This window comes from Ktedonobacter racemifer DSM 44963, from assembly GCF_000178855.1.
In the GTDB taxonomy this organism is placed as follows: domain Bacteria; phylum Chloroflexota; class Ktedonobacteria; order Ktedonobacterales; family Ktedonobacteraceae; genus Ktedonobacter; species Ktedonobacter racemifer.
Genome location: NZ_ADVG01000002.1, coordinates 1410064 through 1422811 on the forward strand (window position 1 = coordinate 1410064; position 12748 = coordinate 1422811).

At 49.0% G+C, this 12748-nt stretch carries 14 protein-coding genes; 6 read left to right on the forward strand and 8 right to left on the reverse strand.

From position 1 onward, the window contains the following. Positions 1-2: 2 nt before the first annotated feature. The 3 genes from KRAC_RS22470 to KRAC_RS22480 all read left to right on the forward strand — a co-directional run bounded on the left by KRAC_RS22470 (position 3) and on the right by KRAC_RS22480 (position 1318). Positions 3-248 (forward strand): MerR family transcriptional regulator, encoded by a 246-nt coding sequence (locus tag KRAC_RS22470; RefSeq protein ID WP_007911052.1) that lies wholly within the window; start codon positions 3-5, stop codon positions 246-248. A gap of 185 nt (positions 249-433) precedes the next feature. Then, positions 434-787 (forward strand): hypothetical protein, encoded by a 354-nt coding sequence (locus tag KRAC_RS22475; RefSeq protein WP_007911054.1) that lies wholly within the window; start codon positions 434-436, stop codon positions 785-787. Between the two features lie 21 nt (positions 788-808). Further along, on the forward strand, positions 809-1318 hold the full coding sequence (locus KRAC_RS22480) for a hypothetical protein (RefSeq protein WP_007911056.1): 510 nt from the start codon (positions 809-811) through the stop codon (positions 1316-1318). Positions 1319-1666: 348 nt separating this feature from the next. On the opposite strand, the gene KRAC_RS62235 is transcribed toward KRAC_RS22480, so the two are convergent. Next, positions 1667-2494 carry a pentapeptide repeat-containing protein gene (locus KRAC_RS62235; protein WP_007911058.1) on the reverse strand — a complete coding sequence of 276 codons (828 nt, stop codon included), beginning with the start codon at positions 2492-2494 and terminating at the stop codon, positions 1667-1669. A 273-nt stretch (positions 2495-2767) separates the two neighbouring features. After that, positions 2768-3082, reverse strand: coding sequence for a hypothetical protein (locus tag KRAC_RS74650; RefSeq protein ID WP_007911059.1), 315 nt, complete (start codon positions 3080-3082; stop codon positions 2768-2770). An 889-nt stretch (positions 3083-3971) separates the two neighbouring features. Here KRAC_RS74650 and KRAC_RS22500 point away from each other — a divergent pair. After that, positions 3972-4811: an alpha/beta hydrolase gene (locus tag KRAC_RS22500; protein ID WP_083814787.1), complete on the forward strand. Its 840-nt coding sequence runs from the start codon at positions 3972-3974 to the stop codon at positions 4809-4811. A gap of 201 nt (positions 4812-5012) precedes the next feature. On the opposite strand, the gene KRAC_RS78400 is transcribed toward KRAC_RS22500, so the two are convergent. Continuing rightward, positions 5013-5228, reverse strand: a complete 216-nt coding sequence (locus KRAC_RS78400; RefSeq protein ID WP_274532128.1) for a ribbon-helix-helix domain-containing protein — start codon at positions 5226-5228, stop codon at positions 5013-5015. Between the two features lie 55 nt (positions 5229-5283). On the opposite strand from KRAC_RS78400, the gene KRAC_RS22505 reads away from it, so the two are divergent. Beyond that, a complete protein-coding gene (locus tag KRAC_RS22505) occupies positions 5284-6411 on the forward strand; it encodes an RNA-guided endonuclease InsQ/TnpB family protein (RefSeq protein ID WP_007911060.1) in 1128 nt (375 codons plus the stop codon). Positions 6412-6511: 100 nt separating this feature from the next. Here the strand turns inward: KRAC_RS22505 and KRAC_RS22510 are convergent, their stop codons facing one another. The 3 genes from KRAC_RS22510 to KRAC_RS22520 all read right to left on the reverse strand — a co-directional run bounded on the left by KRAC_RS22510 (position 6512) and on the right by KRAC_RS22520 (position 9879). Further along, a complete protein-coding gene (locus tag KRAC_RS22510; RefSeq protein ID WP_007911061.1) occupies positions 6512-7981 on the reverse strand; it encodes a cytochrome P450 family protein in 1470 nt (489 codons plus the stop codon). A gap of 229 nt (positions 7982-8210) precedes the next feature. Beyond that, a complete protein-coding gene (locus tag KRAC_RS22515) occupies positions 8211-8843 on the reverse strand; it encodes an FMN-dependent NADH-azoreductase (protein WP_007911062.1) in 633 nt (210 codons plus the stop codon). A 448-nt stretch (positions 8844-9291) separates the two neighbouring features. Next, complete coding sequence (locus KRAC_RS22520; protein WP_007911063.1) at positions 9292-9879, reverse strand: hypothetical protein; 588 nt, start codon at positions 9877-9879, stop codon at positions 9292-9294. Positions 9880-10103: 224 nt separating this feature from the next. Between KRAC_RS22520 and KRAC_RS22525 the strand changes: the two genes are divergently transcribed. Beyond that, positions 10104-11267 carry an RNA-guided endonuclease InsQ/TnpB family protein gene (locus tag KRAC_RS22525; protein WP_052568514.1) on the forward strand — a complete coding sequence of 388 codons (1164 nt, stop codon included), beginning with the start codon at positions 10104-10106 and terminating at the stop codon, positions 11265-11267. Between the two features lie 477 nt (positions 11268-11744). Here the strand turns inward: KRAC_RS22525 and KRAC_RS22530 are convergent, their stop codons facing one another. Together KRAC_RS22530 and KRAC_RS22535 are read right to left on the reverse strand one after the other, a co-directional pair. Further along, a complete protein-coding gene (locus tag KRAC_RS22530) occupies positions 11745-12152 on the reverse strand; it encodes a hypothetical protein (RefSeq protein WP_007911068.1) in 408 nt (135 codons plus the stop codon). Positions 12153-12328: 176 nt separating this feature from the next. Further along, positions 12329-12736: a response regulator gene (locus tag KRAC_RS22535; RefSeq protein ID WP_052568517.1), complete on the reverse strand. Its 408-nt coding sequence runs from the start codon at positions 12734-12736 to the stop codon at positions 12329-12331. Positions 12737-12748: the final 12 nt, after the last annotated feature.

Here is a 12748-nt window from a genome sequence, read left to right on the forward strand (position 1 = left end):
TTATGAGCGAGCACATAGCGGGACAAGAGTACTTGTCTATAGACGAAGCTGCTCAAATCATTGGATGGAATCGCGCGACTGTCTTTGAGTGGGTAAAAGAACTGGGAATGGAAAAGCACAAATTCCTGCGTAACAGGAAGACCTATCTCAAAGTCAGTGATGTAGAGCGATTAAAAGAGATAAAAGAAAAGCCCTGGACCGCAGGAGAAAAGAGAGGATCTTCAAAAAACGCTGATGAGGCGGCCTAGGTCGCCTGTGCAGTGCTCACGGTCTGGACAACTGAGTAGCCACTGCACAGGCCCTATCAACGGCCTCTATCATAACATATTCTAGAGCATTTTCCCACCATCAGATCTTTAGTTCTTTAATTTCTGTAGTTTGTCCGTATGACAGCAAGGCAGGTTGTACGTTTTCTCCCAGAAAGGAAAAATAGATGCCAGAATTGCACCCTATTGTTTACGAAGTGTTAACGTATATGGACCATCAGCGATCCAAAGACAGCAGAACAGCTGAGACGACAAAATATGATTCTCGTTTCATTTTTCAGGGCGTTAAACCTCACGTTCACAAAACTCATGATGAGTGGATTGCATTTCTTAAAGAGGTTCAAAATTTCAAATTAGCGCTCAAAAAGATAAAAATGCTCTCTAAATTCAAATTTCTGTTCAATGACATTGAATGGGATAAATATGATTTAAGGGCAACATCTCTTCAAGAAGAATTTGCGATGCTCCCTCCAATGCATGTATCTCTTCTACTTTGCTTTGATGCAATAAGTATTCCTTAAAGTAAAGAGTCGAGAGAGAGTATGTATGGTGTTTATCATGTGCTAGATGAGCTTGCTGAATCGGTTCGCCTTCTATCACATGATGTAGCTAATAAATTAGCTAAACATAAACAGGGTTATCTTGCAGTTTCACTTCCAATTATTCTCGCCATGCTTAAAGGGCAAAACAAAACATTAGAAGAGGTGTTAGAAGAGAATGTCAAGGCAGAAAAGCCACGTGGGAAAGAGGAAAAATTAGAAAAGGAATTTGGAGCAAAACTTACCGCCCAGGGTATTCCTGTTCAATATCAGGTTCGTTGTGAACATGGGAGAGCCGATATAGTAACCCCTGACGCCATATACGAGATCAAAGCCTCTCTCTCTCGAAGCACACTGCACAAAGCAATTGCTCAGGTTTTACTCTACCGAGATTGTATCAATCCTTCAGCCAAAGCTGTTGTGGTTGGATATCCCCATAGGAAAGAAAAAGTAGACGTTGCAATGGCAAACAGATTAAATGTTGAGGTTATTGTATGTGAAGAGTCAGTATGAATCCTTGCAAGGGGAAAGAGCGCCTGGGAGTATCGCCTGGGCGCTCTTTTTTGTGAGCAGTAAACACGGCTATCAGGGACGGAATGTACAGTTGGTCGAGGGATAAAACGGCCTTTCCTTACTTAGGATACAAAGAAGAAGAAACGATAGTGTTTATAGATACTGATACAGTCCAACAAGAAGCCACCCAGGAGAGGCATGGACCATTTATGGAGGCCTGGATGGCTTCTCTGTCATTGTATAGCAAGCGTGAAGCCATCCAGGGCGCAATACGCCGTTGTTTTGCGGGGAGGCTGAACGGCTTCTGTAGTCATTGTACCGGGCGGCGATAATAAGCGAGTTAAAGAACTATGAATGTGTTGAGCCATCAGGCATTTTTGCACCTTGAAGGTGCATCGCGCTCTGCAATTGTTCTTGTGAGATACTGGCTTTATGCAAAGCCGCATACGATAAATTAGCATTTTTTAGATTGGCACCTAGGAATTTGGCTTCCCCCAAATTGGTACTTAAGAGTCGAGCACCCTGCAAATCAGCTCCTACCAACCGGGCTTTGCTCAAATCAGCATCTGTCAAATAAGCTCTTCGCAAGTTTGCGCCATCCAATGTTGTATCTACCAATCGCGTCTCTCTCAAATTTGCATGCTGCAAGTTCGCCTTTTTCATAGAGATTCCAGTTAAATCCAATCGGGCAAGGTTGGCTCCCTGGAGATCAATCCCTTCCAGTGAATCTTTTACGCAAACTAAAAGGATATTGGCTCCACTCAAAAACTGAATGAGACTTGCCCGCCGAGCAGGATCTAAGATACGCAGTACTGTTGCCGTTCGCGCTTGCGCTATAGCAACCACTTTATCTGGAGGTGAGGATTCACCTAGCTGCTCGTGAAGCAAAAGCTCTGACATTTTATCTATATATGCCTGCAATGCTGTTTCTTGCTGATTATCCTGGGCAATCTTCTGGTCATTGTTCTTCTGTACCTGGCTAAATACATATCCACCACCGGCAAGCATGAAAGGAATAATAGCCAGTTGCAACCAATCCCACAGCGTTTTTCCTACTAATCCGGTCCCATAGAGCATACAATCGACAACTATTAAAACCAAAACGATCCCAACAATAACAGCAACTACTAATGGGCGTTTAATGACCTGCCATGACAAATGAAATTTTGCGATCATCGCACTCCTCTTTACAATATTCTGTATTGTTGGTTAAACGTGAAATTTTGTCAAAAATAGCAGGCGTAAACTAAAGAAAACGAAGAAAACTACAGAAACAGTTTCTTTAGATTCTTTCCGCTCCACAAGCCGTGCAAGGGCAGAGTACAGAAACTACAGACATTTTTCTAAAAATCACATATATCCTCTCCCTTGCAAGGGAATAGGTAGGTAACCTATCTAAATTTGCCCTATATAGCACCACCCATACGTACAACCCAACAAAATGGCATACTAATAAAGAAGATATTCTTCTTTTTTATAAAGAGAGAAATTGACTTGTACGGACAAGACCCCTTTGCAAGGAACAACAGAAATATTGGTAGTTTGCCCGAAACTTCGAATGAATTGTAGCCTCAAGAGAGAAGAGGAACGACCTGCCTGGCAAACTGTCAGCGCAATAAACGTTTTCATTGAGAAGAAACTGCAAAACGACGGCTTCTCTGGTTTGCGAGCACGTACTGTCCAGGCAAGTGCGGCCTCCAGAGCTTGTGGAAAGGACTCTTTGAGGTGCTCGATCTGCACATCGATCCCCGTCGCTTCCAGCATTTGCGGGGCTCCCTCTAACTCGCTTGCAAGTGTTGGTTGCCGATATCCGGCTACTGCCTGCGCACTTCGCGTAGCGTCCGTCGCGACACCCGTTCGATCTCGGAGAGTTCCTGAGCACAGTGCCTGGGTTTTGTGGAGTAGAACATACTCAGTAAAAAACGTAAGACAAACCGCTTCTCAGGGCCCGATATTCAGGTCAATTACCACAGTTATGAATAACTGAGCCAGAAACTTTGGAATCTACTGTGACGTTATGCTGATAGCTATTCATTCTGTATCAAGTTTTCATCTGCTCTCTACTCTCATGGTGTAACTATTGAAATTCGATGAGGTACTCTTTTGGGAATTATGTGAGGTAATCTCCACGTGGGAAAGGAGTCCGAATGGCCTGTGAAGCGGTTTTTCTTGATAAAAGATTACCTCAGATAATTGTCAAATTACCTCACGGAATTTCAATAGTTACACTCATGGATTGGCAAACCAACGGAAGAGTGGAACGATCTTGCACTGAAGGGGAAATGTTGAGCAGCTCAAATATTAATCGTTTGTTGAGAAACAGCCTTTGGAACGGTTCACGGCACTCTACATGGGTACATTCACAGCAACATAGCCCGTCTCATATTCGCCTCTTTTCGCTGAAAAGAAGCGAAATGCGCACAGATGAACTGAGAGATCGAGAGTCTCAGTTGAACCTTCAGTCCGTTTCTTTGTGTAGATTGGTGATGTTTTTGCGCGTGATGCGACTCAGCATTGACTTCTCGAATGGACAAAAACGGTGCACAAAAATCCGCCTCTGGAGTGCTTTTCCCAGCCATCGAAGCGTCCATTTCTCTGCTTCAGTGCAAAATTGTTCCGCCAATCAGTTCATTTACCAGGAATGGAGGAAAAGATGCTCGAAAAGGGTTCGCGTTTCACACGCCGTACGTTCTTCAAAGGTGCAGGTGCTGCGGTTGCCACCACAGCTTTCCTGGGTCACAATACACTCTCAGCATCTGCCGCAAGTTCAAGTTCGCAGGAAGTGCTACAAAGCTCAGCATCTGGAGTCGGACTCACTGTTGTCCTGGTCCACGGGAGCTTTGTCGATGCTTCTAGCTGGAGTAAGGTGGTCGCCTTACTGCAAGCCCACCAATATAATGCGCTCGCTGTCCAGATTCCGCTCACGAGTTTAGCCGATGACATTGCCGTGACTCGCCAGGCGCTCGCCTCAATCGCCGGTCCCACTATCCTGGTTGGCCACTCCTACGCTGGAATGGTCATCACCAATGCTGGGACCAATGTCTCCAACCTTCTTGGCCTGGTCTATGCTGCGGCTTATGCCCCAGAGCAAGGAGAAAGTCACAACGACCTCACCGCAAAATTCCCCCCAGCGCCAATAGCCAAACATATCAGTCCCTCCTATCGTAGCGGATTCCGCTGGGTTGATCCACCAGCCTTTCCATCAGATTTTATCCAAGATGTGCCGTTACCGGTAGCCAGGGTCCTCGCAGTGAGTCAGAAACCAATTGCGCCCGTATGTTTTAGTACCCCATCAGGAGCACCCGCTTGGAAACAGGTGCCATCGTGGTATCTCGTTTCCAAAAATGATCGCACGATTAATCCGGATCTCGAACGTTTTATGGCCAAAAGAATAGGTGCGACAACTCTTGAGATCGCCTCAAGCCACGCATCGCCAGTTTCCCATCCCGAAGATGTCTTCCAACTCATTCTGGCAGCATCTCGCAAAAGATGATCCCAAATGACCCTCGACGTGGCTCAACCCAGACTTTGCACTTCTCCCTTGCTTTCTCATAGGCCGCCGTTTGGCGATACGTGCGAACCTATTCACTGGAATGGCCCCGCATTTTCACGCGCGATGTTACAGAAAACGAGCCAGAAAGCCCCGTGATTTATGAAACGTCATGCGCCGCTGGCGCGGCGCACCACGTTTCATTTATCCGGGGGATGAATGGCTCTTCCTTATTTGGGGTGGATTGGGTGGAGTTGGACAGTAGGACGGATCATACCACAACAGGAATGCATCCACGGCACGCCGTACTAATTCTGCGACAGAGACCCCCTCTTTCTCAGCTTGCTCATGCAATTTTTGGTGTTGCTTTTCATTCAGGTAAATGTTTGTACGTCTCACTCTTTCACCTCTTGCATACATCAAAATTTTGATGTATAATTAGAGCATCACACAGAGGGAAGGAGCAAGGGGCGCAATGCTCATCTACGAATATAAGATTGATGGCACCAAGGCACAATACGCCGCCATTGATGAAGCTATTCGCAGTGTGCAGTTCATTCGCAATACGTGCCTCCGCTTGTGGATGGATGACCACGCCACCAGGAATGACTTGCAAATGTATTGCGCTCTCCTTGCCAAAGAACACCCCTTTGTCTTTTCGCTCAATTCTCAGGCTCGTCAAGCCAGTGCGGATCGGGCGTGGTCTGCCATTGTACGCTTCTATGACAACTGCAAACAGAACAAGCCCGGCAAGAAAGGCTATCCCCGTTTTCAGCACGATAACCGCTCGGTGGAGTATAAGGGGACAGGTTGGAAGTTGGACCCCGATGGCAAACATATCACGTTCACCGATGGGTGTGGCATTGGGAGGTTGCGTTTAATCGGGAGTCGTGATCTTGCGACTCGCCCCATACCCGCCATCACTCGTGTTCGCCTCATTCGGCGTGCCGATGGGTATTATGCTCAGTTTTGTATCCAGGCACAGCGAAGGGTGGAACATGTTCCCACTGGCAAACAGGTCGGAATTGACGTTGGGTTAAAAGCGTTCTTCACCGACTCTGAAGGGAACACCGTCGAGAATCCCCGCCACTATCGTAAGGCAGAAAATCGCCTCAAACGCTTGCAACGTCGCCTCTCACGCAAGCAAAAGAAGAGTAAAAACCGCAAAAAAGCCCGCCAAGCCGTGGCGTATGCTCATTTGAAAGTCCAAAGGCAGCGCGAAGATTTTGCCAGAAAGCAGGCAAACGTGCTCGTCACATCTCACGATTTGATTGCCTTTGAAGAGTTGCAGATTCGCAATATGGTGAGGAACAGGCACCTTGCCAAGAGTATCCACGATGCTGGATGGGAGCAATTTCTGCTTTGGGTCAAGTATTATGCAGCGATACATACAATCCCTGTCATAGCAGTCTCCCCACACTATACGAGTCAAGAGTGTTCTACATGTGGCACACTCGTGAAGAAAACCTTGAGTGTGCGCACACATGTGTGTGCGGGGTGTGGTGTGGTCTTAGACAGGGATCATAACGCCGCATTGAACATTTTGCAAAAGGCTCTCAGTACCGTAGGGCATACGGGAACTGATGCACCTGTGAGTGCATGAAACGCTTCTGGACAGGAAGGCCTCTACACTGTCTCAGCAATGGGATGGTGCAAGTCACCTGGATGAAGGAAGAATCCCCCTGGATTTATCTGGGGGAGTGTCAAGATAGCCTCTTGAAGCTTATATTATCCGGCACAACCGTTCCTGATCCCACCGGTAACAACTCGGCATCGTCGATGTGAAGCCTCGTAAAGGCGATTTTTTCGTTCCACACCTTTCTTAGGAGATCCTTGAAGAAACCAATATTGAGGAATTCGCCTGGGCAACGGCGGTATCCGAAGCCGAATGGCGCATACCCGGTGGCGTCACACACCGGATAGGCTTGGTCGCCGACACGCGCATACACGGCGCCGAACGCACTATTGGTTATCGAAACCTGCCGTCCGTCCTTGACGTGAAAGACTTCCTTGCTGAAGGGACATTGGGCCAACCCGACTTGCTTGCATCTGGCCTCGTCGTTCTGTTCACTCGTCGGAGCCTGCTTATAGCGATCCGGGTCGAAGTCATTCGGGTTGTTCCAGTGAAGAGGGTCTCTGCTAGTTTCCAGATGAGGCGTAACAATGGTGCTAAAGCCAGTGTCTCCAGTATGAAAAGCTTGTTCCTGAGCAGACAGCATTGAGGCGCTGCCTGCGTTGGGCGAGATGGTCCGGAACAATTCCATCACTAAACGATCAAGCCGTGTGAACGCGGAGTTGTCCGTTTCGTCGGGGCCATACCTCATTGCCTTTTCAAACCACGAGCGAACAGTTTGGTCCCCATTTGTTTCCTCCAGACGGGCCATCGTGTTGTAGAACATCTTGCCCCACTGGCTGAACGCAATAAAGTTGTGGAAGCACTCGAAGACAATGTCCTTCCTCCTGAAGTTCTCTCCTAGCGCACCGTTCTTGAGCCAGTAGTAGACCATGGTCTTCTCTGGATTGGGCACACGGCTGTCGATTATATCTTGCACCCGCTGGTCAATCCAGTCCTTGAGGAGTGGACGGAGCTGGCGCACACGCATGTAGCTGTCATGGACGATCTGCAGGGTCGGGTACCAGAAGCCGAGGACGACCATGAAGCTCTGCCCGATCTGCCTGACTTCGGGCGGAATGTCGTCCCCCGCGATGCCGAGATGCAGGTTCCAGTACAAGTCGAAGTATTTTTGATAGTACTGTTGCATCAGTGGCTTACCTTCGTTCGGTTCGTCGAAGAGGGCATCGAGGAAGCGTTTGATCTTGTCTGAGTACATCGGACCATACAGATCCGGCGTGAGAGCCGAGTAGTAGATCCTTTTTCTCTCGTTGTTTGGTCCACGCTTCTGGTACCCTCGGAAGAAGACCGCGGATCCCTCCTCTTCCACATTTGGCTTCCAATGGTCGTAGAACATCCCGAAGAAGTGAGCCGGCAACGCCATCTCCTTGCTAAAGGTGAGGTCGATCGTGGAAAGCAGGGGCCGTTCGCCCTGATATGTCGCGCTGAGAAAAAACGGCTTCACGGCCCCCTGGACATAGGCCGGGTTGAAGGTGGACGGCATCATCCTGGTGTCGGGTGGCCTGTCTTGCCGTTCGGTCGTTTTTGATGGATCACTCATGTTCTGCTCCTTATTGATTGAGAGACCATAGAAGTCACGATATTCATCCGAGTGTGGACTTGACCCGAAAAGCATGAGTCAAGACCATCCCGAGAAAAGAACAGTGAAAAAGAGACTCATTTTAGCTGCCGGCAAAACGAAAGCTTATTTTGTGGGCCGCTCATGGTTGTTTCCCTCGATGGGTCGCGGGTTCGATCACTGAACGTCCGCGTCGAAAGGTGGGCAACGCTTAGAAATCTGCAGCCACCTTCTTTGCCTCCTCCTGACCACGCGCGATGGCCTCTTCCCCCTTCTCTTTCCCGCCCCACGTCGTGCCTTCCACCACCAGCGTCTGAACTTCCTTGACCCCGAGAAACTTCAGCCAGAAATCGATGTATCCTTTCTGATGGTCGAACCGGGAAGCGGGCGTCGGCGAATCTTCCGCGTAGGTCCCGCCTCGCACATAGACCACGAAAGCGCGGGGCGTTTTCAGCAAAGGGCCATACTCGATGCCGTCATAGGTAAAGAGCATGTTCCGCTGACAGACCAGATCAATCAATTGCTTCAGTTTGTAAGGGTAGGCGAAGTTCCACATGGGCACACCGAGCACGATGCGGTCTGCTTGCTGGAAGCGAACCGCCAACTCCTGGATTTTGTTCCAGACGGCGGTCTCGGTTTGGTCCATCGGTTCTTTGTTCACACCTTTGTACTTCGCCCCGATGGCCTCCTGGTCGAAGTCCGGCAGCCTTTCCTCCCAGACATTCAAGGTATCGACCATGACCCCAGGACAAGCCTGACGGTAGGCTTCGAGGAAGGCGCTGGTGACGGCGATAGACGCAGACCTGGATCCGCGCGGAGAGGATTCGATGTTGAGTAGACGCATGACCTGGCCTCGCAAATGGGCTGTCACTAGAAAGACTCGATTCTGTCAATTTGGGATTAAACTGGTGATTTCTTTCGTAATTATCCTGTGGGTGAGTTGTCTCCTTAACTGTAGGTGTTTAAATTCCGCCAGTTTAAAATTTGTGTTTACAGACACTCTTGGAGGGAAAGAAACGTTTCTCTCCCGATGAAATTTGCTCATGGAATGAGCTTGTACTTCTCTTCCCTTCCATCATGGACAGATTAATGAACTCGGGAGAGGATCAGGCAGAATAGGGGGAGAAGTGGGATCGAGCAAGGCAAGCGGCGTTGTATGATCCAAAACGATTTCAGAGAGATCGACAAGGAGCCGACCTACTGCCGCAGCATCTCCAACCAATTTCCACACAGCAGCCTCAACTTCTCCTTCAGACCAACGAGTACCAAAACGCTGGATGAGTTCATTTACGCTATATGTCTCGCCCCCAAGGCCACTGAGCGGGTAGCGTTGTTACGATTTCCTGGTAGGTGGAAAATGATCGACGACGTGCATGCAGATAAATCAGATTGTAGTGGCGGCACTCCGAAAGGTTCTCATTCGTACCAAGCCAATAGACTCCTCCTTTCAGTTGTGCAAGACGCTGGGCTGCTTCTGCTTTTGCGATTGCTCGCCTCTGGCTTTTTTCCTCCTCGCGGCCAGCTTCTGCGATGAGCAGCCCTCCATCGCAAAGGGTACCAATAAAATCTGGTAAATATTTATGAGCTTTTCCCTCGTAGAAGTAGTCGATGGGATAAGGAGTCCCGAGGGGGACAGCAATATGATGGGCCGGAACAAAGGCTTCGCTCGCGTCTCCACGTTGGTAGCAACGAACATGAGGATGATATTCTAAGTAGATCGAAAGTCGTTGCTCTAAAAGAGTCGTATATGGCACTCGGACGCGATGGTCATCACCAGTCTTGCGACTGGGCACATAACCGGAGACGGACTTTCCAGCAATCTTGAACACATCAAGACCTGGTGTTCCAGCACACGTTGAGGGCGTTTGCTGAGTCTCCATCACATTCCTTCTCTCGTACGACGGACATATCAGATGTATGAATTTACACATATCAATTATTCGCCCGCCTACCAAACAGAGCAAAAGAGAATGCAACTGTTTCCAAAAAAGGAGGAAAAAGGGATCAACCATGGGCAAAACGCCACGCTTTCGGGCTTCTTGACAGATGAGAACGTTTGTCCTATACTGAAGAACATATGAGGCAAAAGAAAGAGCAGAACCGTATGATTCGCGCCCATAAGATCAGACTGCATCCCACAGCTGAACAGGCAGTGTACTTTGCCAAAGCCGCTGGCACTGCTCGCTTTGTGTGGAACTGGGCGCTGGCTGAGTGGAACCAGCAATATGAGGCCGGAGAAAAACCCACTGCTTACAAGCTCAAGAAGCAATTCAACGAGATCAGACGCGAGCAATTCCCCTGGACCTGGGAAGTGACCAAGAATGCCTCTGATCAGCCCTTTCTAGAGTTGGGCAGGGCATTCGCCGCGTTTTTTGAGGGACATGCTCACCGTCCACGCTTCAAGAGCAAAAAGCGCAGCAGGCCAAGCTTCTATCTTGCTAACGATCAATTTGAGCTGGGTGATCATCGGATCTGGGTCCCCAAGCTCGGATGGGTGAATATGGCAGAGAAGGTACGCTTTGTCGGGAAGATCACAGGCGCACGTATCACCAAAACGGCAGATTGGTGGTTTGTTTCCATTCAGGTCGAAATGCCTGACCCTATCTCTGTGAAGAGACCGGCGGCTATTGGCATCGATGTGGGGCTCAATCGGCTGGCAACCTTGAGTACAGGAGAGGAAGTTGAGAACCAAGCCTTCCTCAAAACGGCGCTTAAGAAACTGCGCCAGGCGAACAAACGGTTGCATCGTCGCAAACCGGGATCAAAAAACCGCGAGAAAGCACGCAGGCAGGTGGCACGACTGCATTATCGCATCACCTCTTTAAGAGATGATGTCCTCCACAAGCTCACGACCGGGCTAGCAAATTGCTATGGAATCATTGGCATTGAAGATCTCAATCTCAAAGGATTGCTCAAGAATCGCACGCTTGCCCGTTCGTTCTCGGATGCGGCTTTAGGCAAGCTCTTGTCCTTGCTCACCACGAAAGTGGAGCAGCGTGGTGGGCAAGTGATCAAGGTAGATCGCTTCTTTGCTTCCAGCAAAACGTGCCACGGTTGCGGGTGGAAGTGGGAAGACATGCAGCTTTCTGATCGGGTGTTTCTCTGCCAAAACGCGCACTGCGCCTATTATCAATTCTCCCAGGAGAGAGATCGCAATGCGGCCTTGAATATTTTGGGTGAAGCCCTTCGCTTGATCGGGCTGATTGATCAAGTCGTCAGCGGTACTGGCTCGGACGAGGACGGAAACTTGGCTGTGGACTTGACGTAAGACCAAAAAGGCTCATGGGTCTTGAGGCTGTTGGGAATGAAGCAGCAACAACGAACGATGCAGTAAAACTGTGCTTGCATATGTTTTACTACATTTATCGGAGCAGGAGAGATGAGTGCGAGCCATGAAAAACTCAGCTTCGTTTTGCGGGGAAAGAGCGATAATCTGCACTCATCTTTGGAGACGGCCAACGCGCCTGCTATGGTTGTGTATTCGAAGTTTCAGACAAACCTTCGAAGTTTCAGGCAAAATTTCTTCGAAGTTTCGGACAAAATACCAAATATTTTCACGCCTTTCCCCAGCTTTAGTTTCTGTGGTTCTGTAGTTTGTCTTTTCGTTCCGCCTGGGAAGCGGAGTATAGTATCAAAAATGAGCTAAAATTTGTGGTTTTGGGGCTTCTGTAGTTTCTGTAGTTTGCGGGCAACAAAAAACCAGGGACCCCCTGCACGGGTATCCCTGGTCATAAAGCGATAGAGATTAGAGGGGTTCTTTTGCGCGAGCCAGGTGCCCATCGATCACTTTTATGCTATTGATGTTGTGCTCTAAAACGTCATCACTCAGCGCCCTCAGATCAATCAGGTCTGGCGCGAGCGTTGCCGCCTCGCGTACGTTGATACTTTTTACTTTGATGGCGGCCTCAATGCGGATATGCAGAATATATTCCCGGAGCAGCGGAGCTGGTACTGGTTCAACGTGTTTGAGTCGGTAAATCTCGGGAGCCTCCTCTACAATCTGAGTGCTTGGGAAATACGGTTTACCGTCTGCATCGTAACAGAGCAGCTTGCCTTCGATGCTTCCGATAAAGACATTGTTCTTCTCATCTCTCCCCAGGATCTGCACGAAGCTGTTGCTTTCGGTTTGATACCAGCAGTTCACTTTGAGCATGGTGTCAACTCTCCTCTGGTGCGGCCAGCATATAGCAGTCAGTCCCTGGGTTGTATTGTACAACTATACCCTCGCGTTTGAGTTTTTGCGCGAGCTGATAGAATTCGAGATTTTTGTGTTTGTGTTCAAGACTGCCAATCTCCAGCTCCTGGAACGCAGCCCTTGCACGGTTCAATTCATCGATTTTCTGTTGGTGCTCCAGCTGGGGTGTTGTTTGGTGATGCGACATTGGTAACCTCCTCAAGAATTTGTTGGGTCGTAAAGGGTTTGGCAAGAAACGATTTTGCGCCAGCCAAGCGCGCTTTAAGGCGATCCATGATGCCAGCATGGCGCGAGATCATGACAATGGGGATGGCGGCGAGGGCAGGTTTGGCTTTGAACTTTCGCGCGATTTCATAGCCATTGAGTTTGGGCAGGTCAATATCGAGGAAGATCAACTCAGGGAGGAGAGCCTGGGGAGAGAGAAGTTGGCGCATGGCCTCTACGCCATCAGGGTATGACATGACCTGGTGGCCAGCACGTTGCAGGCACGTCTCAAGTATTTTGCGGATCAGTGGCGAATCATCAATGACGAGTATCCTCATATCCCTCACAAC